This is a genomic window from Agrobacterium vitis (assembly GCF_014926405.1).
GTDB classification, from domain to species: Bacteria; Pseudomonadota; Alphaproteobacteria; order Rhizobiales; family Rhizobiaceae; genus Allorhizobium; species Allorhizobium vitis_H.
Genome location: NZ_JACXXJ020000005.1, coordinates 2,450,309 through 2,468,867 on the forward strand (window position 1 = coordinate 2,450,309; position 18,559 = coordinate 2,468,867).

Below are 18,559 nucleotides of genomic sequence, written 5' to 3' on the forward strand. Positions count from 1 at the left end.
GAGGGCTATGCCATGAATATTCTGCTGATTGGTTCGGGTGGACGTGAACATGCGCTGGCCTGGAAGCTTGCCCAATCGCCGCTGATCGGTACGTTTTACGCTGCGCCCGGCAATCCGGGCATTGCCGAACATGCCGAACTGGTCGACATCAATATCGACGACCACAGCGCCGTCATCACCTTCTGCAAGGCAAAAGCGGTGGATTTCGTCGTGGTCGGGCCGGAAGCGCCGCTGGTTGCCGGGCTTGCCGATGCGCTGCATGCCGCAGGCCTCACCGTTTTCGGTCCATCGGCGGCAGCCGCGCAACTGGAAGGCTCCAAGGGCTTTACCAAGGATGTCTGCGCCCGCTTCAACATCCCGACCGGCGCTTACCAGCGCTTCAACAATGCGCCCAAAGCCAAGGCCTATGTGCGCCAGCAAGGTGCGCCGATCGTCATCAAGGCCGATGGTCTGGCGGCCGGCAAGGGCGTGACCGTAGCAATGACCCTGGACGAGGCGCTGTCGGCCATTGATGATTGTTTCGAAGGCGCGTTTGGGGCCGCAGGCGCCGAGGTGGTGGTAGAAACGTTTCTGGATGGCGAGGAAGCCAGCTTCTTCTGCCTTTGCGATGGCAAGACGCTGCTGCCGCTGGCCACCGCCCAGGACCATAAGCGGGTCGGCGATGGCGATACCGGCCCCAATACCGGCGGCATGGGCGCCTATTCGCCTGCCCCCGTCATGACGCCTGATATGGTGGAGCGCACCTTGCGCGAGATCATCGAGCCGACCATGCGCGGCATGGCGGAACTGGGTATGCCGTTTTCCGGCGTGTTTTTCGCAGGGCTGATGATCACCGAAAAAGGCCCCGAATTGATCGAATACAATGTTCGCTTTGGCGATCCGGAATGCCAGGTGCTGATGATGCGGCTGAAAAGCGATCTCCTGCCGCTGCTGCATGCCTGCGCGTCAGGCACGCTGGATAAGGTTTCAGCCGAGTGGCACGACGACCCGGCGCTGACTGTGGTTCTGGCCTCGAAAGGCTATCCGGGCAGTTTCACCAAGAACACCCCGATTGCCGCCGTCCCTGCCGCAAGCGACAAGGCCAAGGTTTTTCATGCCGGCACCGCCGTGAAGGATGGCCAATTGATTGCCACTGGCGGACGGGTTCTGAACGCCACGGCCCGCGGCAAGACGGTGGCTGAAGCCCAGGCCAAGGCCTATGCGCTGGCCCATCAGGTAGAATGGGACAATGGTTTCAGCCGCAGCGATATCGGCTGGCAGGCGATTGCCCGCGAAAAGCAATCGGAATCCTGATCCAAAACGAGCAATCGATAAAATTTGAACATTCCAGATTACGGCGCGACAACATCCTTTGGCTAATCTCTCCCCATAAATTTGAGGAGCCAGCCGTTGAGGAGCCTGTCAATGCGTGCCGTAATCGCCACTCTTGCCACCCTGTTGCTGTCACAGACGGCGCACGCCTCGTCCATCGAAATAATCGGTGGTGGCGACGTGGCGACACCCAGTATTTCGGCTATGGCCTGCACAACCTGCCCGCCCAGCGTCCCGATAAAAGCGCCGGAACAGGCCCAGGAAATCCTAGCGGAAGGCACCCAGCGGATCGAGCTTCGCGATAGCAACGGCCATAAACAGCTTGTACGCACCGAAGCCTGGCTGGGCGGCTCGCCCGTCACTTACGTCCAGAAGGCGGATGGCTGGCTGGACCATGACAATCAATTGGTGGGGCTGGCCGGAGACGGGCTCGACACGGCAACGACCACCGCCGCCGTCGGCGATGATCATCACCCTCTCGATGCAGATAGAATGCAACTGCGCCTGAAATAATCCCTCCGCTACCGGCCCCTTGGTGTTGATGAGGCGACAATCTGAGACTGTGACGTTGCGTTTGCCATTTGCGACATAACGCAGACCCACAACCCAATCGTCAGCCATTGATAAAATACAACCAAAAAACTGCCAAGGGACTGTCTTTAGGCTTTTTTTAGCAAATGCCACTATACTCCTTGAAAATTGATCGGGGCTGGAAGACACCTATGAAAAATCTCAGGATTTCGCTGCAACTGTTCCTGTTGGTTGGCGGATTGATGGCGGCTTTCGCAATCGCGACATTCTTCCAGATCCGCTCCTCAGAGCAAACCATCTATACCCAACGCTATGAAATGCTGCGCACCGAGGTGGAAACCGCTATTTCGGTGATGAAGCTTTACAATGCCAAGGAAGTGGCGGGAACCCTGTCGCGGGCCGATGCGCAAAAGCAGGCCTATGAGACGATCAATGCGCTGAAATTCGACCCGGACGGCTATTTCTTCGGCTACGACTATGATGTGAACATGCTGTTTCATCCCGATCCGAAGCGGGTCGGGCAAAATTTCAAGGGCAAGGCTGACAGCAAGGGTTTTGCCTATCGTGACGAACTGGTCAAGCTTGGCAAGGCTGGCGGTGGCCGCACCGATTTCTATGGTCCGAAGCCGGGCCAGGAAGGCAATGATTTCCGCAAGAGCTCCTACGCCAAAGCCTTTGAGCCCTGGGGTGTTGTCGTCGTGACAGGCCTTTACATGGATGATCTCGATGCGGAAGTGAATGCGGCAATTTTCAAAGCCATTTCCATGGGCCTGATCGTCTTCGTCATCGGCCTTGCCGCCGCTTATGTGGTGATCCGTGGCATTTCGCGGCCGCTGACGGCCATTCACGATGCGCTGCGGGCCGTGGCCGATGAAAATGTCACGCTGGCCATTCCCCATACCAATATGAGCAATGAAGTCGGCATGATGGCCAAGGCCACCAAGTCCTTGCAGGAAAAGGTGCGCGAACGCCATGCCATGGTGGCTCGCCAGGAGGAACAGCAGCGCGAACTGGACAGCGAGCGCCAGCAGAATGCCGACCGGCAGGCTGAAGAGGCCCGCGCCCAGGCGCATGTGGTTACCACCATCGGCGCCTCGCTGGAAAAACTGGCAACCGGCGATCTGACCGTGCGCTGCGCCGATCTCGGCGCCAAATATGAAGATTTACGCCATAATTTCAACGATGCCTTGACCCGGTTGGAGCAGGCCATGGCCCGCGTCAACTTGAAGGGCAACGATATCAGCATCAGCAAGGAAGAAATCCGCCGCGCCTCCGGCGAGCTTGCGACCCGCACCGAGCGCCAGGCCGCCAATCTGGAGGAAACCTCGGCAGCGCTGGACGAACTGACCGTGGCGATCCGCCAGACCGCCGATGGTGCACGCGAAGCGGCAAGCCGGGTGAAATCGGTTAGCCAGGAAGCCCAGCAGAGCGACGGCATCGTCGGCCACGCCATCGAAGCGATGAGCGGCATCGAAAAATCCTCCGAGGAAATCACCAAGATCATCGGGGTGATCGACGAGATTGCCTTCCAGACCAACCTTCTGGCGCTGAACGCCGGTGTGGAAGCGGCGCGTGCTGGCGAAAGCGGCAAGGGATTTGCGGTCGTTGCCCAGGAAGTGCGCGAACTGGCGCAACGCTCGGCGGCAGCCGCCAAGGAAATCAAGGCGCAGATCGCCCGCTCCTCGGCCCAGGTCACAGAAGGTGTGCAGCTGGTGGGCCGCACCGGTGAAGCCCTGAAGCGGATCTCCAACCAGATCACCGAGGCCAACGACGTGGTGGCGCGGATTGCCGCCAGCGCCCAGGAACAGGATACGACCCTGCGCTCGATCTCGTCCGCGCTCAACGTGCTCGACACCACCACTCAGCAGAATGCCGCCATGGCCGAGGAAACCACGGCCTCAGCCGAGGTTCTCGCCAATGACACCGGCGACCTTCTCAACCTGATCCAGGGTTTTCGCGTCAACCAGCAGGCTGATGGTGCGGCTCTTGGTGGCATGGCCCAACAGATGCGCCGGGCAGGCTGAAACAGATAATTCCCAAGACGAAAGCCGTCGGAGCAATCCGGCGGCTTTGTCTATTAAGAGCCGCTTGAAAGCACTCCCTCAAGCGCTTCGATAGTCCTATCTGAAAACACTGCAACACCCGCTTGTGTCAACAGTGCCGCTGTCACGCCGAAGCCCGGATGGCGTTTTCCCGAAAACGAGCCGTCATAGATAAAGCCGGAGCCGCAGGACGGGCTGCCATCAATCAACAACGCATAGCGGCAGCCCTGTTCCAGCGCCACATCCACCGCCTTACGGCCACCGGCGATGAACTCTGCGGTGACGTCGCCGCCGGTCACTTCCAGCACCCGGGCGCGGCCATGCAGCACATCTGCGCCGGTGCCACCCCGCTCGATTTCCGCTGGTGGACGCGGGGTTGGAAGACCACCGGCCTGTTCCGGGCAAAACACCACCAGCCGCCCCTCGTCTTCCCAACGGGCAATAGCGGGATGATGCAGGGGCTTGCCCTTACCATCATAGCGGACTGGACGGCCCATGAGGCAGGCGCTGATCAGGATTTTATCGATCATGAGAGCATCGGACCGAAAAGTGGGAACCGGTTTTCGGATAAATCCGATGCGTAAACAAAAACTGAGAGCATCGTGCTGATTCCGGTTTTCTGCACGATGCTTTAATCAAGCTGGCGTTCCACATCCATGCGTTCATGAAGAACACGGATGATATCGATAATGGCAAGGTCCAGTTTTCGATAGAAAATCATATGAACACCCACTCTACGCCGACGATAATCCCTTTTGATCCATGATACATCCTCACCGGAATCGGGGAATGCCGCGATTTCCTCAAACTTGTCGAAGAGGAGGTTGAGATAGCGCTCAGCCTGTTCATGTGACCAGCGTTGAGTTCCATAGGCCCAAATTTCACGAAGATCCTGCTCTGCGGCAGGGCGAAGCCGGTACTCACCCACGGGTTTAAAGGCCGCTGCGCAAATCGTTGATGAAGGATTGCCTGTCGATTTTGCGGGCAGGTCCGCTGTTTTCCCCATCCGTCAACGCCTGACGGAGGGTGTTCAGCTTGCGCTGCTCTTGCTCCAATAAACGCAGACCGGCTTCAACCACTTCACGTGGCGAACCGTAACGACCGCTTTCAACCTGCCGGTCGATGAAGGGAGCGAATTGGTCGCTGATGGCAATGTCTACCGGTTTCGTCATCCATCTGCCTCAGAACGCATGCGCCTAACACCAACGCGACCAGATAAATATAAGCTCATCGCGCATTTTGCGCAATGACAGGCGGGGCAGGCCAATATGCCCGACCCGACCATCGGATCATCCGGCGACCTTACCCGGCGATTTTGGAGAAATCCGCCACCGTGCCGGTTGCCTCGCGGATGGCCTTCAGCAGAGCCAGGCGATTGGCGCGGATGGCGGCGTCCTCGTCATTGACCAGCACATCCTCGAAGAACCGATCCACTGGCGCACGCAGGCTGGACAGTGCCTGCATGGCGGAGCGGAAATCTTCCTTGGCCACGGCCTCGGCTGCGGATTGGGTCGCCTGGGTGATGGCGGCATAAAGCGCCTTTTCGGCGTCGAGTGTCAGCAGCGCCTCGGACACGCCATCGGCCACCACCGTCCCCTTCTTTTCTTCCGCTGCCAGCAATTGCGTGGCCCGCTTGGTACCCGCCAACAGGTTCTTGCCGTCTTCGGAGGTGATGAAAGCCGTGAGCGCTTCGGCGCGGCGGGCGACCATCAGCAGGTCGTCGGCGGCAGAGAAAGCCCCCTCACCCTGTGCTGCATGACCTTGCCGGACAGCCGCACTCCCCTCTCCCCGCTGGGGAGAGGAGGCCGACACCGCATCGCCAAGCTCCCTCTTCTCCCCGGCGGGGAGAAGGTGGCCCGCAGGGCCGGATGAGGGGGCGGCGAGCACAGCGTCAATGATGTCGTGACGAGCGCCTTGGTCGCGGAGGTAGACTTTCAGGCGGTCGTGGAAGAACTCGATAATCGAGACACATACGTCAGATAAAGCTGCAATATTCCACCCACCCTGGGCCGTTGTCATGATGACAGTCGCTTTTTCTGCCCGCGCTCTAAAACGCTCATGTAGAACAGCTTCGGCGTACTCTTCCCACTCGGTTTCGTAAGACGTTATGTCATGCGGAACAACACTGGAATTGAAATAGACGAAACCCTCTTCTCGTCCGACGACCCACGTTGATTTCTGGGCTTGGTGAAGCGCAACATATGCTGTTGTTATAACATCCAACAACGGCAACCGCACATTCTTCTCCAATAAAATCCGCACCACACCCAACGCCGCCCTTCGCAGCGCAAACGGGTCCTTCGATCCTGTCGGCTTCTCGTCAATCGCCCAGAACCCAACCAGCGTATCCAGCTTATCGGCCAGCGCCACCGTAATCGCCACCTTGTCTTCCGGCAGGCGATCCGATGGTCCTTGCGGCTTGTAATGATCCTCGATGGCAGCCGCCACGCTTTCGTGTTCACCCTGAAGCGCTGCATATTTACGACCCATCAAACCTTGCAGTTCCGGGAATTCGCCGACCGCTTCGGTGCGCAAATCGGCCTTGGCCAGCACCACGGCGCGATCAACTAGTGCTTCGTCAGCACCGACGACAGGAGCCAGAACCTTGGCCAAGGCGCGGATGCGGGCGACCCGCTCGCCTTGCGTGCCGAGCTTGGCGTGGAACGTGACGTTCAGCGCGTCCAGCTTGGCCATCCGCTGGTCGAGCGGCTTTTTCAGGTCGAGGTCGAATTTTGCGGCAGAGGCTTCAAGCGTTTCCAGATCCGGCAGATTGCCCTGGTCGCGCTTCCAGAAATGCAGGGCGTCGGACAGGCGGGCGCGCACCACCTTGCCATTGCCGTGGATGATTTCCGCGCCGCCATCATGGGCGGAGATGTTGGAGATCAGGATGAAGTGGTTGGAGAGCTTTTCACTCTCGCCAATTGGCCGGGTGACGAAGCATTTCTGGTTGGTCTTGATGGTCAGCCGGATGATTTCCGAGGGGATCGACAGGTAATCGGCCTCAAACGTGCCGAGCAGCACCTGCGGATATTCCACCAGGCCGGACACTTCTTCCAGCAGGCCCTCATCTTCCACCAGGTCCAGCCCGTTGGCAAAGGCGATGTCGCGGGCGTCGTGCAGGATAATGTCCTTGCGCCGTTCGGCATCGAGGATCACCTTGGCCTTTTCGAGGCTCGACACATAGTCGTCGAAGCGCCGCACGGAAATGGCCTCCGGCGCGTGGAACCGATGGCCATAGGTGATGTTGGAGGCGGTGATTCCGTCGATTTCGAAGGGAATGATCGCCACTTCGTCATGCTCGGAGCCGAAAGTACAGAGAATGGATTGCAACGGCCGCACCCAGCGCAGGCTTTCCGACCCCTTGCCCTCGATGCCGCCATAGCTTGAACCCTTTGGCATGGATGCAGCACCGGAGCGCATATCAACCGGCCAAGGGAAATTGCGGATGATGCGCGGCATCACCTCGGTGATGATCTCTTCGGCTGACCGGCCCGGCTTGTCGATCATCGCGACGTAGAAATCGCCCTTCTTGGGATCGGTCTTGACCACGGCCTGATCGATGGAGGCAAGCCCCGCGCCGCGCAAAAAGCCCTCAATGGCCTTTTCCGGCGCCGAGACGCTTGGTCCCTTACGCTCTTCCTTCACATCGGCGGACCGGGCCGTCAGTCCGCGCATGTCCAGCACCAGCCGGCGCGGCGTCCAATATTCCCGCGCACCTTCATAGGTCAGGCCCGCATCGACAAGTGCATCGGTGACCAGCTTTTTCAGATCACCCGCCGCCTTGCGCTGCATACGTGCGGGGATTTCCTCGGAGCGAAGTTCAAGCAGAAGATCGGGCATATTGACTTTCCTTGCCTCAGCAGGATGAGGCGAGCGTTTTTACAGGTAGACACCTGCTAGCAAAATTTTCCGGGGACTTACAATGGCAAACTGCCATTGTAAGCGGATCAGTCGCGTTGATACTCCACCCCAAGCGTCGCCAGCGCGTCCCAATAGCCGGGATAGGTTTTGGCCACACAGCCGGGATCGAGAATGGTGATGCCGCCCACTTTCAGGCCCGCCAGTGCAAAGCTCATGGCGATGCGGTGATCGGCGAAGGTGTCGATCTTCGCGGGCAGGGTTTGTCCCGCCAATGCCGGATCGGCGACGATGATCAGGTCGTCGCCCTCTTCGGTGGCAAGGCCGGGGCGGATGGCGTTGAGGCCGGTCGAGAGCGCCAGGATACGGTCGCATTCCTTGACACGCAGATTGGCGATGCCGACGAAACGCACCGGTGTTTGGTTGAAGGCCGCCAGCACGGCAATGGTCGGGATGGCGTCCTGCATCTGGCTGCCGTCGATCACAGCGGGCATGGTCGGGAAGGCAGAAATCACCGCATGGGCCTTGGCATCCGGCTGGGTAAACTGCCCGGCTGGCGTGCCGATATCGACCTTGCCACCGGTCAGCACTTCGGCAGCCCAGAGATAGGTGGCGGCGGAGGCATCCGGCTCGATGTGGAAATCGCTTGCCTTGTAGCCGGTCGGCTCGACCCGCCAAATCGTCTCGGACGGTTGCTCGATCCGGGCGCCGAAAGCGCGCATGGCCGCAAGTGTCAGGTCGATATAGCCGCGCGCGCCGATCTCGCTACCGGCCAGTTCCACCTCGAACGCCTGACCTGCCATCGGGGCGGCCATCAGCAGCGCCGAAACATATTGGCTGGAGAGACCGGCATCGATCACCACCCGGTTTTTGGCAAATGCGCCCTTGGCATCGATGGCAACCGGCGGGCAGCCGCTTGGGGCGGCAATCGCCACGCCCAGCGATTGCAGCGCATCGACCAGCGGCTGGATCGGCCGTTTGCGCATATGCTCGTCGCCGTCGATGGTGAATCGGCCATTGGCCAGCGCCACCGCCGCCGTCAGGAAGCGGGTCGCCGTCCCGGCATTGCCCAGAAACAATGCCTCCTCAGGGGCGCGCCACAGGCCTGTGCCGGTCACGACAAAACTGGTCTCATCCGGCTCCTCAACGGTGACGCCCATGGCCCTCAGCGCATCCGCCATATAGCGGGTGTCATCGCTTTTCAGCGCGCCGGTCAACCGGCTGGTGCCATTGGCCAGACCCGCCAATAGCAGCACACGGTTGGTGATCGACTTCGAGCCGGGCGGGCTGACATGGCCGGTTAGCGGCTTTGCGGGCGGCAGGATGGTGAGGGCGTCGGCGGTCTGGGCGGTAAGGGTCATGAGCATGTCCGTGGGTTTAACCGGGCTTTTGCCTGCTGCATAATTCCTTAAATCGTTTCCGGCTTAAGGGCTTATGCAAGTAGCGCGCCGCCGTTTCCATTGCAATCTTCAATGTGCCAACCTTCAAGCTTCAGGCAGATCGCGATCCAGGAACAACCGTGCCAGCCTGGTTTCCTGGGCTTTCGCCATCGTACGGGCATAGGCATCCATGGCCAAAAGCGACAGCAGGGTCGCAACACCACCGGCAGCGGCAAGATGCAGGATGTGTTGACTATGGGCCGAGAACTGCAACCGGTCGGCCACAGCCTGTGATACGACGTTCATCACCGTCAGGCTCACCAGATTGCAGACCAGAATGGATGGGACGAGCCAGTACAAGTCCCGAACATTCAGAGCTGGCAGATCATGATCCGGCGCTTGTCCTTCCGGCGGAGCGTGGTCATCGCGCATGGTGATGCGGGCAATTTCCATCATCACCACCTGGGGAAATATATATTTGATGATCGGCACGAACCAGCAGATCACCGAGACCCAGGGGCCAAGTCGTGGCGGCGCATCAGGTGAAAGACGGATGGCGAAGTGAACGGCAAACCAGAGCCAGGCCAACCAGAAACAGGCGCTGGCAACCCGAAAGACGAAAGCGCCAATCTCGATGAAAGCCGCCCAGCGACCAACACCCTGCGCCAGCCAGCTGGTTACGCCGGTATAGGTCGCAAAGCCGGTGGCAGCCACCACATATTGAACCCAGGCGGTGTAGAGAAAAAACGGCACCAGAATGAAATAAAACACCCCGCAGAGAGCTGCGAGAATCAGCCAGCCGCGCCGCATCCATGTCATTCGCCGGAGAAGGGTGTCCAGCGTCATGCCCTTGCCCTCTCCCCAGCCGTTTCCAAGCTCTTACGCGGCCTTGCCGAAATTCGCGCCACCGGCATCGGTCTGCAAAAACGCCTCGCCGCAGGCCTTGGCCAGCGTGCGCACCCGCAGGATATAGCTCTGGCGCTCGGTGACGGAAATCACCCCGCGCGCATCAAGCAGGTTGAAGACGTGGCTTGCCTTGATGCACTGATCGTAAGCCGGAAACACGCACTTGTGCAAAACCTGATTGGCGCTTTCGCCCGGCGCACCGGCATCCAGCAGCGCCTGGCATTCCTTCTCTGCATCGGTAAAATGCCGCAGCAGCATTTCGGTATTGGCATATTCGAAATTATGGCGGGAATATTCCTGCTCGGCTTGCAGGAAAACATCGCCATAGGAGATCTTTTCCTCGCCGTCGCGGCCATTGAAGTTCAGGTCATAGACATTATCGACGCCCTGCACATACATGGCCAGACGCTCCAGACCATAGGTCAGCTCACCCGCCACCGGCGAGCATTCGATGCCGCAGACCTGCTGGAAATAGGTGAATTGCGAGACTTCCATACCGTCGCACCAGCATTCCCAGCCAAGACCCCAGGCGCCCAGCGTCGGGCTTTCCCAATCGTCTTCCACAAAGCGCACGTCATGCAGCAGCGGATCGAGGCCGATAGCCTTCAACGAGCCGAGATAAAGCTCCTGCAGGTTGGACGGGTTCGGCTTCAGGATCACCTGATATTGGTAGTAATGCTGCAAGCGATTGGGATTTTCGCCATAGCGGCCATCGGAAGGACGGCGCGAGGGCTGCACGTAAGCAGCCTTCCAGGGTTTGGGGCCAAGCGCGCGCAACGTCGTTGCCGGATGAAACGTCCCAGCACCGACTTCCATATCATAGGGTTGCAGCACGGCGCAGCCCTTGTCGGCCCAGTAATTGTGCAGCGTCAGGATCAGCGCCTGAAAGGAGCGCTTCGGGTCCATATGCGGGGCGGAAGCCGAAGGAGCGAGAGGAAGCGTCATGGGAACCTGCATTTATCATCGAAATCAAAGGGTCAGTCTGACCTGCCATGCGCGGCCTTTGCGGTCAAGAGTGGCGTTGTTTGCGAGCGCGCTACTCGGCAGACCTTGATCGCTCAGTGGCTGCGACCTGATCCAATTGCCCGCGCAGTACAAACACCACGCCATCAGCCGCAAAGTCAATTTTTGCCTCGCCGCGAAACAGATCCGCCACGACGCGCTCAGTCAGCTTGGAACCGAAACCGCGACGCTCCGGTTCAGACACGGGTGGCCCGCCATGTTCGCTCCAGCGCAGAAAGAACCGGCCATCCTGCTGATTGCCCCATTCCACCTGCACCTGACCGCCCGTTACCGATAGCGAGCCATATTTCGTGGCATTGGTGGCAAGCTCATGCAGGGCAAGCGACAGGCCAAGCGCCTGGCGCGACGAGGCCTGCATGGATAAAGATCCCGTGATCAGGAAGCGTTCTGGACTGTCCCTATGCGGGTCGATGGCGTTTTCGACCACTTCGGCAATATCCGCCGAGGCCACGCTCTTGCCGGTCAACAGGTCCTGCGCCTTGGACAAGGCCTGAATGCGGGCCGAAACCAGACTTGCCGCCTGCGGCAACGAATCCGCACCGCGAATGGTCTGGCCGACAATGGATTGCACCATGGCCAGCATGTTTTTCACCCGATGCGCGAGTTCGCCGTTCAGCAGGCGCAACTCCTGCTCGAATGCTTCTTTTTGGCGAAGATGCTGGCGGGTTTCTTCATGGCTCGTCTCCAGCGCCTGGCGGTCAAGCACGGCCTGCGTCGTCTCCGTGACGATGTTCAGCAGCCCATGCACAGCACCATCGTCGCCATAAAGCGGGCTATAGGAAAAGGTCCAGTAGGTCTGCTCCGCAAAACCGTTGCGGGTCATCACCAGGGGTAAATTTTCTTCCCATGTCGCCTTGCCGGCCAGGGCGCTGCGCACATAGGGCAGGACCCCGTCCCAGACATCCGCCCAGATTTCGGTAAAGTGAAGGCCCAGCGCCTTGTCTCTGCGCAGGCCCAGTATCGGCTCATAGGCATCGTTATAGAATTGCAGCAGGTCCGGTCCCCACCAGAAGCACATCGGCTGGCGAGAGGCTAACACCATTCGCATGGTGATTTTAAGCGATAGCGGCCATGTGTTGATCGGACCGAGCGAGGTCGCTGCCCAGTCGAAATGACGGATCATCTCGCCAATTTTGCCGCCGCCAGCCAGAAAATCATCGGTGCTGATAGAGACATGAGAGGATGGCCAGGCGTGTTTCGCCTCCGGAAAAGACAATGCCAAGATCCCCCAGGTTCATAGTATTACATCATAGGATTACAGTGGCGAGCGCTCTTCGGGCGCATTCCGGCTCACTGTAACAGTTTATAGGCTTTGTATAATCCTTGTCCTGACCCATGGGGGATCAGGCAGACGCACCGCCAAGGCAGTGAAACAGGTTTCACCAACAGGTTGTTCCCGATTATAAAATCATAATTCCAGCATGATGCAAGCGGAGCTGCACAACCGACCTGTTTTTGGCACACTTTATCTTGGTCGATAAGTGTCCCTGCACCAAGGTCGCCGTCAACGCACCATGTATACAGGCTGGCATTTCATACCGATGCCCGAATAGGAGGGGTCACCTTCGCCCCTTCTTGTCAGTCGTCCTGCTTCACCCGGTATTCGCCGGTCTTCGGATCCTTGACCAGAGTGGTGACCGCATCGCTGTCGCGCCCACTCCGGCGATGGGCATTAACCGCCTTGCGTTGCGCCACCGACGCCGTCCAGCGCCGGTAATACCATACGGCAAGGCCGATCAGGATGATAAAAAAGAGAATGCGCGTCATGCTGCCTGCTCGCCCACGGATTACCACGTCCGTTGGAAAACCGACAGGACATCACTCTCCTTTATCAGGTCACCCGCATGTCCGAAAGCCCCGGGTTTCCCAAAAGACAAAGGACATCAAGGATATCTAAAGCCCATAGCGCGCCCAGAGCGCCCGATCTTCCAGCGTCTCCACAAGGCCGGCGGCGGCGGCGCTGCCGATATCACTGGGAGCAGAGAGCGCCGTATCAACCCCCGACAGACGCCTGCCGAACAGGCCGCGGGCACCCGAAATCAATTCCAGCCGGGCTGTCTTGCCGTAACGCGCCTTAATCTCCTCGCGCATACTACCAAGGCCGTCGACCAGACCGAGCTCGAAACCCTTGCGCCCCGTCCAGAACAGGCCGGAAAACAGCTCCGGATTGTCGCCAAGCCTGATGCCGCGCCGCGACTTGACCATGTCGATGAAAACATCGTGAATATCCAGCTGAAGGGTCTTGAGATAGTCGATATCGCTCTGCTTTTCCGGCTGGAACGGATCGAGCATCACCTTGTTTTCGCCCGCCGTGTAGACGCGCCGCTCGACGCCGATCTTCTTCAGCAACTCGGGGAAGCCGAAACCGCCGGACACGACGCCGATCGAGCCGACAATCGAGGTCGGGTCGGCAATGATTTCGTCGCCTGCAAGGGCGATCATATAGCCCCCGGAGGCTGCCACATCTTCCACGAACACCAGCACGGTCTTGCTGTGTTCATCGGCCAGCGTGCGAATGCGCTGAAAGATCATCCGCGATTGCACCGGCGAGCCGCCCGGCGAATTAAGCGACAGCACCACAGCCGGACTGTCCTTCAACTTGAAGGCTTTTTCCAGAAGCGGGGCGACAGCGGCGAGGTTCAGCGCCGGGCGAAACCGGCTGCCACCGCTCATGATCGCGCCATGCAGCCGCACGACCGGAATGACGATTTCCTGCTTGCGAAACCGCTTCGGCACCCACCGCTTCCATAGACCCGCCATGCGTCACATCCTTTGCTGTTCCAAACCGAACAGTCATGTAAGTCTTGAAGGCGTAAACGCAATGGCAGGGCTCATTTTTGCCTGATGACCCAGCCGCAGCAACCTATCAGATCGTCTTGATGTCCAGCCTCGGATAGCCCCCCCGACCGTTGTTGAGCGCATCGACCTGCGGCAGGAAGGCATGGCCTTCAAGCCCATGCATGATCAGCGGGCTGCGGAAGGTGAGCCGGGCGCGCGAGCCTTTAATCGCCGTCAGCAGCAGGCGGATCGCACTTTCTCCCTCCCTTGGATGGATGAGGGTGATCTCGATACCGCCAAAGCGTTTGCCGCAGGCAGCGATGATCTCGGCCACCGATTGCGGCCGGGCGATCAGCGACAATTGCCCGCCGGGTTTCATGATCGCACCCGCCGTGCGCAGCCAGCGCTCAAACAAATCTCCGTCCATGGCATGCGCCTCGGCCTTCAGGCTGTCGGGCGTCGTCCGGTCACGCCCGTCATTGAAGGGTGGGTTCATGATCACATGATCGAAAGCATCGTCCGGCAATCCCGCCGCCCGGCGCGCCCGCCCCGTCAGCGTCACATCCGCCGCGACCAGGTTTACCCGGTCGGCCAGATGGGCATTTTCGGCCAGACCGAGGGTCTTTTGCGCAAAGGACAACATGTCAGGGGAACGCTCAACCAGCGTCACCATGGCCATCGGAAGACGCGAGGCAACAGCCAAACCCGCTCCACCGGCGCCAGCGCCCAGATCTGCAACCGTGCCACCCTCCCCCACCAACGCTGCCAAGAGCATGGCATCCATGCCAGCGCGATGACCACGGCCTTTTGGTTGCACGAGGAAAAAGCCGCCGCGATGAAAGGCATCGACGGTTTCGTTGATGATATCGGAGGCAGTCCCCTCAAACGCCATGGGCTTCTGTCCCGATCTCGCTTATGCCGTGCCGTCGCGCAATTCTGCGCCAAGACCGGCATCGATCAGGATGCGCCGCGCTTCCTCTGCCCGGCCCGGCTCGACCAGGAAACGGCGCGGCAAAAGCCCGAGCGATCCTTCCAGAATGCTCATCGACTGGTCGGCAATCAGGCTCTCGATACCGGCATCCTTCATCAGGCTCTGGGCAAAGGACAGTAAAACGGCGTCATTGGTGCGAATGAGTTCATGCATGCGATGATGAGTCCTATCAAATCTGCGGGATAGAGAAATTCCGCTCTTGCCGGGTCGCCAACGGCTTTTTATGTTTGTTTCAGCATTATGTCTCGAATTTTCGCGCAAACACCGCTTGATGACGCGACAGTCAGGCAAAAAAACCGTAAGTTGGGTCGAAGCGACGACAATTGCCCGATCCGGTTAGGCCAAATCCGGTTGGGCTAGGCCCGGTTGGGATTGAGATGACATTGAGCCTTGGATATAAGGGGCCAACGCGGTCTTGTGGTGTGTTAATCCACACGCTATCGCAGTCCTGATACAGGAATAAACAGGAGTCCGGACAGTTGGGCGCAGTGATACCGCTTGGTGACAAGAAAAACAAACAGGCCTCGGTGCAACCTCTGGTGGACCTGACCCGCAACGGCATGGAGCGGGTCAATCAACTGATCCTGTCCAAGGCAGGCTCCGATGTCCAGATGATCCCGGAAGTGGCCAATCACCTGATTTCCTCTGGTGGCAAGCGCCTGCGCCCAATGCTGACGCTGGCCTCCGCCGCGATGTTTGGCTATGAGGGCGAAGGCCATATCAAGCTCGCCACCAGCGTCGAATTCATGCACACTGCCACGCTGCTGCACGACGACGTGGTCGATGAGAGCGACCTCAGGCGCGGCAAATCCACCGCCCGGATGATCTGGGGCAACCAGGCCAGTGTGTTGGTCGGCGATTTCCTGCTTGGTCAGGCGTTCCGGATGATGGTCGAGGTCGGCTCGCTGGAAGCGCTGGATGTCTTGTCAACGGCGGCCTCGGTGATTGCCGAGGGCGAAGTGCTTCAGCTTTCGGTCGCCAAGAACATGGAAACCACCGAGGACGATTATCAGGCTGTCATTCGCGCCAAGACAGCCGCGCTGTTTGCCGCCGCCGCCGAAGTCGGTCCTATCGTCGCCGGAACGGACAAAGGTGCGCGCAACGCGCTCAAATCCTACGGCATGAATTTAGGCCTGGCCTTCCAGCTGGTCGATGACGCCCTGGATTACGGCGGCAAGGTCGCCGATCTCGGCAAGAATACCGGAGACGATTTCCGCGAGGGCAAGATCACCCTGCCAGTCATTCTCGCCTACCGGCGCGGCAACGAGACCGAACGGGGCTTCTGGCGCGAAGCGCTGGAAGGCGGCAGGCATGACGATGCCAATCTGGAAAAGGCCATGGGGCTGATTACCAAATATAACGGTCTTTCCGATACAGTGGCGCGGGCCATTCACTATGGCGACGTCGCCCGCGATGCCTTGGCGCCGGTGCCTGACGGCGTCTGGAAAGATGCCTTGATGGACGTCATCGATTTCTGCATCGAACGGGTCAGTTAAAACATTTCCAGCCAGACCATGTTGCGGTTTGGCATCTGGAAATACATCCACCAAAGACACCCGGTTTTCTTGAAACGCTGAAATGCTCCGACGTTCCTCCGGAAAACCGGGAGCCATTGCCGCTAACACGTTCCGGGAGGTTTTTATGTCACTTACGCAAAAAAGCCATTCTGTTGCCATCACATTGACTGGTCACGTGGGGGCAAGGCTCTTACATATCATGTTCCGGTCTCAGCGAACTGGCTGGCAGCGAGCCTCGCAGCCTTCTGATTCGCTGGCCTGATGTTGAATTTTCCGATCCGGCCAGAATGGCCGGTGACCCTGGTTGCCCGATCCGGTCGAATGACCGGTGATCTTGGTTGAAAGGCTTCTTCATGCGGCAGATCTTTGCCAAACGCTTCCTCTCGGGCACAGCGCTCCTGCTTCTGGTGTCCTTCAGCGGGGGCGTCCTCCCGTCCTTCCTGGCTCCGCCGGTAGCGATGGCGGCAGAAACGGCAAAACAGCCGGTCGATGGCTTCGATCTCGATGAGGTCGATACTCTGTCCGGCGCGTATCTGGCGGCCCGCACGGCCAATACCGACCGCGATTTCACGACCGCCGTGACCCTTTACGAGAAGGCGCTGCGTTTCGAACCGCAGGATCTGGAAATCCGCGAAAGCCTGATGCTGTCGCTGCTGATGGCTGGCCGCTTCGAGGAAGGCGCGAAATACGCCAACGAGCTGCGCAAGGATCAGGCCGTTGAGCGCATTACCGCCATTGTCCGCGGTCTGGAGGCTATCAAAGGCAAGAAATACCGCACGGCGGAAAAAGTCCTTGCCTATAAGGGGCCGAACGATCTCGACCGGTTGACCAATGCGCTGCTGACCGCTTGGGCGAAAATGGGCGCCGGGCGTGGCAAGGAAGCCCTTGCCGATCTCGACAAGATGAAAGGCCCGGACTGGTACGGCATTTTCAAAAACTACAATGCGGGCGTGATGGCTGCCGCCATTGGCGACGAGACCAAGGCCCGCAGCTATCTGAGCGGCGTTATCACCGACCGCGAGGGCGGCGCGACCGCACCCGACACGTTCCTGCGGGCTGTCATGGCCCTGGCGACGCTGGAAGCCAAGACCGGCAACAAGCAGAAAGCACTCGATGCGCTGGCGGCTGGCGACGAAGTGTTGAACAATTATCCGCCCTTCAAGGCGATGCGCGAGCGGATCGAAAAGGGCGAGGTTCCCAAGCCGCAGGTGGCCACCGCCGATGAAGGAGCAGCCTCAGTGCTGTTTTCGATCGGTGGCGCCCTGAACCGCCAGGGAACCCAGGACACCGTTGCGCTCTATCTGCAATTGTCGCGGGCGCTCGATCCCGACAGTGCCGATACGCTGATCATGCTGGGTGGCATTGCCGAGGGCAACAAACAGACTGATCTGGCCATTTCCTTCTACAAGCAGGTGCCGGCCGAATCGCCGATGCGGCGGATTTCCGAAATGCAGCTGGGTCTGGCGCTTGCCGAAACCGGCAAGGTCGAGGAATCCAAGGCCCATCTGAAATCGCTGATCGCCTCCGATCCGCAGGATATCCGCTCCTATCTGGCCTATGGCAGCGTGCTGTCGGATGCCAAGGACTACACTGAGATGGCCGCCAATTACGACAAGGCAGCGGAGATTCTTGGTTCGGCCCCCGGGAAGAACCAGTGGCCGGTGTTTTTCCAGCGCGGCATTGCCTATGAACGCCTGAAGAAATGGGACCAGGCCGAGCCGAACTTTCGAAAGGCGCTGGAGCTCAACCCCCAGCAGCCGCAGGTTCTCAACTATCTCGGCTATTCCTGGGTGGATATGAACCGCAATCTCCAGGAGGGCCTGGAGATGATCAAGAAAGCCGTCGAGCTGAAGCCTGATGATGGCTATATCGTCGACTCGCTTGGCTGGGCCTATTATCGGCTGGGCCGGTATGACGAGGCAGTCGAGGAATTGGAGCGCGCAGTGCAGTTGAAGGCCGGTGACGCGACGATCAACGACCATCTGGGCGACGCCTATTGGCGGGTTGGTCGCAAGCTGGAGGCCACCTTCCAGTGGCGTCAGGTCCTGGCGTTCAAGCCGGAACCGGAACTGATCGCCACGGTGCAGGAAAAGCTGGAAAAGGGACTGCCGGACCTGCCTGCTGGGCCGGGGGCAGCCGAAGTCACGCCGCCGGTCGCCCCGGCGCCCGCACCCACGCCGCAGACCCCGGACCAACCTGAAAAGAAATCCTAGGCATCGTCGA

17 protein-coding genes are annotated in these 18,559 nt (G+C 59.5%); 5 read left to right on the forward strand and 12 right to left on the reverse strand.

Translation table 11 applies throughout. The annotated features are described in order from the left end of the window. The first annotated feature begins 12 nt into the window (after positions 1–12). From purD to IEI95_RS22750, 3 genes are all read left to right on the forward strand, one after another. On the forward strand, positions 13–1,293 hold the full coding sequence (gene purD / locus IEI95_RS22740) for a phosphoribosylamine--glycine ligase (protein ID WP_156531510.1): 1,281 nt from the start codon (positions 13–15) through the stop codon (positions 1,291–1,293). 111 nt (positions 1,294–1,404) lie between these two features. After that, the gene (locus IEI95_RS22745; protein WP_156531509.1) at positions 1,405–1,824 is read left to right on the forward strand and encodes a plant virulence effector HPE1-like domain-containing protein; all 420 of its coding nucleotides are present in this window, start codon (positions 1,405–1,407) and stop codon (positions 1,822–1,824) included. 209 nt (positions 1,825–2,033) lie between these two features. Then, positions 2,034–3,866, forward strand: a complete 1,833-nt coding sequence (locus IEI95_RS22750; protein WP_156537664.1) for a methyl-accepting chemotaxis protein — start codon at positions 2,034–2,036, stop codon at positions 3,864–3,866. Positions 3,867–3,919: 53 nt separating this feature from the next. Here IEI95_RS22750 and IEI95_RS22755 read toward each other — a convergent pair whose 3' ends face one another. The 12 genes from IEI95_RS22755 to IEI95_RS22810 all read right to left on the reverse strand — a co-directional run bounded on the left by IEI95_RS22755 (position 3,920) and on the right by IEI95_RS22810 (position 14,972). Further along, complete coding sequence (locus tag IEI95_RS22755; protein ID WP_156537663.1) at positions 3,920–4,414, reverse strand: 2-thiouracil desulfurase family protein; 495 nt, start codon at positions 4,412–4,414, stop codon at positions 3,920–3,922. A gap of 101 nt (positions 4,415–4,515) precedes the next feature. Next, positions 4,516–4,890: a type II toxin-antitoxin system RelE/ParE family toxin gene (locus IEI95_RS22760; protein ID WP_156531506.1), complete on the reverse strand. Its 375-nt coding sequence runs from the start codon at positions 4,888–4,890 to the stop codon at positions 4,516–4,518. After that, a complete protein-coding gene (locus IEI95_RS22765) occupies positions 4,817–5,056 on the reverse strand; it encodes a type II toxin-antitoxin system ParD family antitoxin (protein WP_156531505.1) in 240 nt (79 codons plus the stop codon). Before IEI95_RS22765 ends, IEI95_RS22760 begins: the two co-directional genes overlap by 74 nt. Before the next feature lie 130 nt (positions 5,057–5,186). Further along, on the reverse strand, positions 5,187–7,724 hold the full coding sequence (gene glyS, locus IEI95_RS22770; RefSeq protein WP_194417069.1) for a glycine--tRNA ligase subunit beta: 2,538 nt from the start codon (positions 7,722–7,724) through the stop codon (positions 5,187–5,189). 107 nt (positions 7,725–7,831) lie between these two features. Next, positions 7,832–9,103, reverse strand: coding sequence for a 3-phosphoshikimate 1-carboxyvinyltransferase (locus IEI95_RS22775; RefSeq protein WP_194417070.1), 1,272 nt, complete (start codon positions 9,101–9,103; stop codon positions 7,832–7,834). Between the two features lie 123 nt (positions 9,104–9,226). Then, a complete protein-coding gene (locus tag IEI95_RS22780; RefSeq protein WP_194417071.1) occupies positions 9,227–9,967 on the reverse strand; it encodes a DUF4328 domain-containing protein in 741 nt (246 codons plus the stop codon). A gap of 33 nt (positions 9,968–10,000) precedes the next feature. Beyond that, positions 10,001–10,933 carry a glycine--tRNA ligase subunit alpha gene (locus tag IEI95_RS22785; RefSeq protein ID WP_156537764.1) on the reverse strand — a complete coding sequence of 311 codons (933 nt, stop codon included), beginning with the start codon at positions 10,931–10,933 and terminating at the stop codon, positions 10,001–10,003. Between the two features lie 130 nt (positions 10,934–11,063). Then, entirely contained in the window at positions 11,064–12,272 is a 1,209-nt protein-coding gene (locus IEI95_RS22790) for a PAS domain-containing HWE histidine kinase family protein (protein WP_234934256.1), read from the reverse strand. 356 nt (positions 12,273–12,628) lie between these two features. Next, positions 12,629–12,817, reverse strand: a complete 189-nt coding sequence (locus IEI95_RS22795; protein ID WP_041696273.1) for a hypothetical protein — start codon at positions 12,815–12,817, stop codon at positions 12,629–12,631. 126 nt (positions 12,818–12,943) lie between these two features. Next, on the reverse strand, positions 12,944–13,810 hold the full coding sequence (locus tag IEI95_RS22800; RefSeq protein ID WP_156537658.1) for a S49 family peptidase: 867 nt from the start codon (positions 13,808–13,810) through the stop codon (positions 12,944–12,946). Positions 13,811–13,916: 106 nt separating this feature from the next. Next, a complete protein-coding gene (locus tag IEI95_RS22805; RefSeq protein ID WP_156537657.1) occupies positions 13,917–14,720 on the reverse strand; it encodes a tRNA1(Val) (adenine(37)-N6)-methyltransferase in 804 nt (267 codons plus the stop codon). Positions 14,721–14,741: 21 nt separating this feature from the next. After that, entirely contained in the window at positions 14,742–14,972 is a 231-nt protein-coding gene (locus IEI95_RS22810; RefSeq protein WP_071202502.1) for a putative signal transducing protein, read from the reverse strand. 326 nt (positions 14,973–15,298) lie between these two features. Between IEI95_RS22810 and IEI95_RS22815 the strand changes: the two genes are divergently transcribed. Then, complete coding sequence (locus tag IEI95_RS22815; protein ID WP_070167587.1) at positions 15,299–16,315, forward strand: polyprenyl synthetase family protein; 1,017 nt, start codon at positions 15,299–15,301, stop codon at positions 16,313–16,315. A gap of 374 nt (positions 16,316–16,689) precedes the next feature. After that, positions 16,690–18,549: a tetratricopeptide repeat protein gene (locus IEI95_RS22820; protein ID WP_156531498.1), complete on the forward strand. Its 1,860-nt coding sequence runs from the start codon at positions 16,690–16,692 to the stop codon at positions 18,547–18,549. The last annotated feature ends 10 nt before the right edge of the window (positions 18,550–18,559 follow it).

Excerpts from the sequence above, each read along its gene's own strand:
- purD (WP_156531510.1), top strand. The coding sequence starts at position 13 with ATGAATATTCTGCTGATTGGTTCGGGTGGACGTGAACATGCGCTGGCC.
- IEI95_RS22745 (WP_156531509.1), top strand. The coding sequence starts at position 1,405 with ATGCGTGCCGTAATCGCCACTCTTGCCACCCTGTTGCTGTCACAGACG.
- IEI95_RS22750 (WP_156537664.1), top strand. The coding sequence starts at position 2,034 with ATGAAAAATCTCAGGATTTCGCTGCAACTGTTCCTGTTGGTTGGCGGA.
- IEI95_RS22755 (WP_156537663.1), bottom strand. The coding sequence starts at position 4,414 with ATGATCGATAAAATCCTGATCAGCGCCTGCCTCATGGGCCGTCCAGTC.
- IEI95_RS22760 (WP_156531506.1), bottom strand. The coding sequence starts at position 4,890 with ATGGGGAAAACAGCGGACCTGCCCGCAAAATCGACAGGCAATCCTTCA.
- IEI95_RS22765 (WP_156531505.1), bottom strand. The coding sequence starts at position 5,056 with ATGACGAAACCGGTAGACATTGCCATCAGCGACCAATTCGCTCCCTTC.
- glyS (WP_194417069.1), bottom strand. The coding sequence starts at position 7,724 with ATGCCCGATCTTCTGCTTGAACTTCGCTCCGAGGAAATCCCCGCACGT.
- IEI95_RS22775 (WP_194417070.1), bottom strand. The coding sequence starts at position 9,103 with ATGACCCTTACCGCCCAGACCGCCGACGCCCTCACCATCCTGCCGCCC.
- IEI95_RS22780 (WP_194417071.1), bottom strand. The coding sequence starts at position 9,967 with ATGACGCTGGACACCCTTCTCCGGCGAATGACATGGATGCGGCGCGGC.
- IEI95_RS22785 (WP_156537764.1), bottom strand. The coding sequence starts at position 10,933 with ATGGACCCGAAGCGCTCCTTTCAGGCGCTGATCCTGACGCTGCACAAT.
- IEI95_RS22795 (WP_041696273.1), bottom strand. The coding sequence starts at position 12,817 with ATGACGCGCATTCTCTTTTTTATCATCCTGATCGGCCTTGCCGTATGG.
- IEI95_RS22800 (WP_156537658.1), bottom strand. The coding sequence starts at position 13,810 with ATGGCGGGTCTATGGAAGCGGTGGGTGCCGAAGCGGTTTCGCAAGCAG.
- IEI95_RS22805 (WP_156537657.1), bottom strand. The coding sequence starts at position 14,720 with ATGGCGTTTGAGGGGACTGCCTCCGATATCATCAACGAAACCGTCGAT.
- IEI95_RS22810 (WP_071202502.1), bottom strand. The coding sequence starts at position 14,972 with ATGCATGAACTCATTCGCACCAATGACGCCGTTTTACTGTCCTTTGCC.
- IEI95_RS22820 (WP_156531498.1), top strand. The coding sequence starts at position 16,690 with ATGCGGCAGATCTTTGCCAAACGCTTCCTCTCGGGCACAGCGCTCCTG.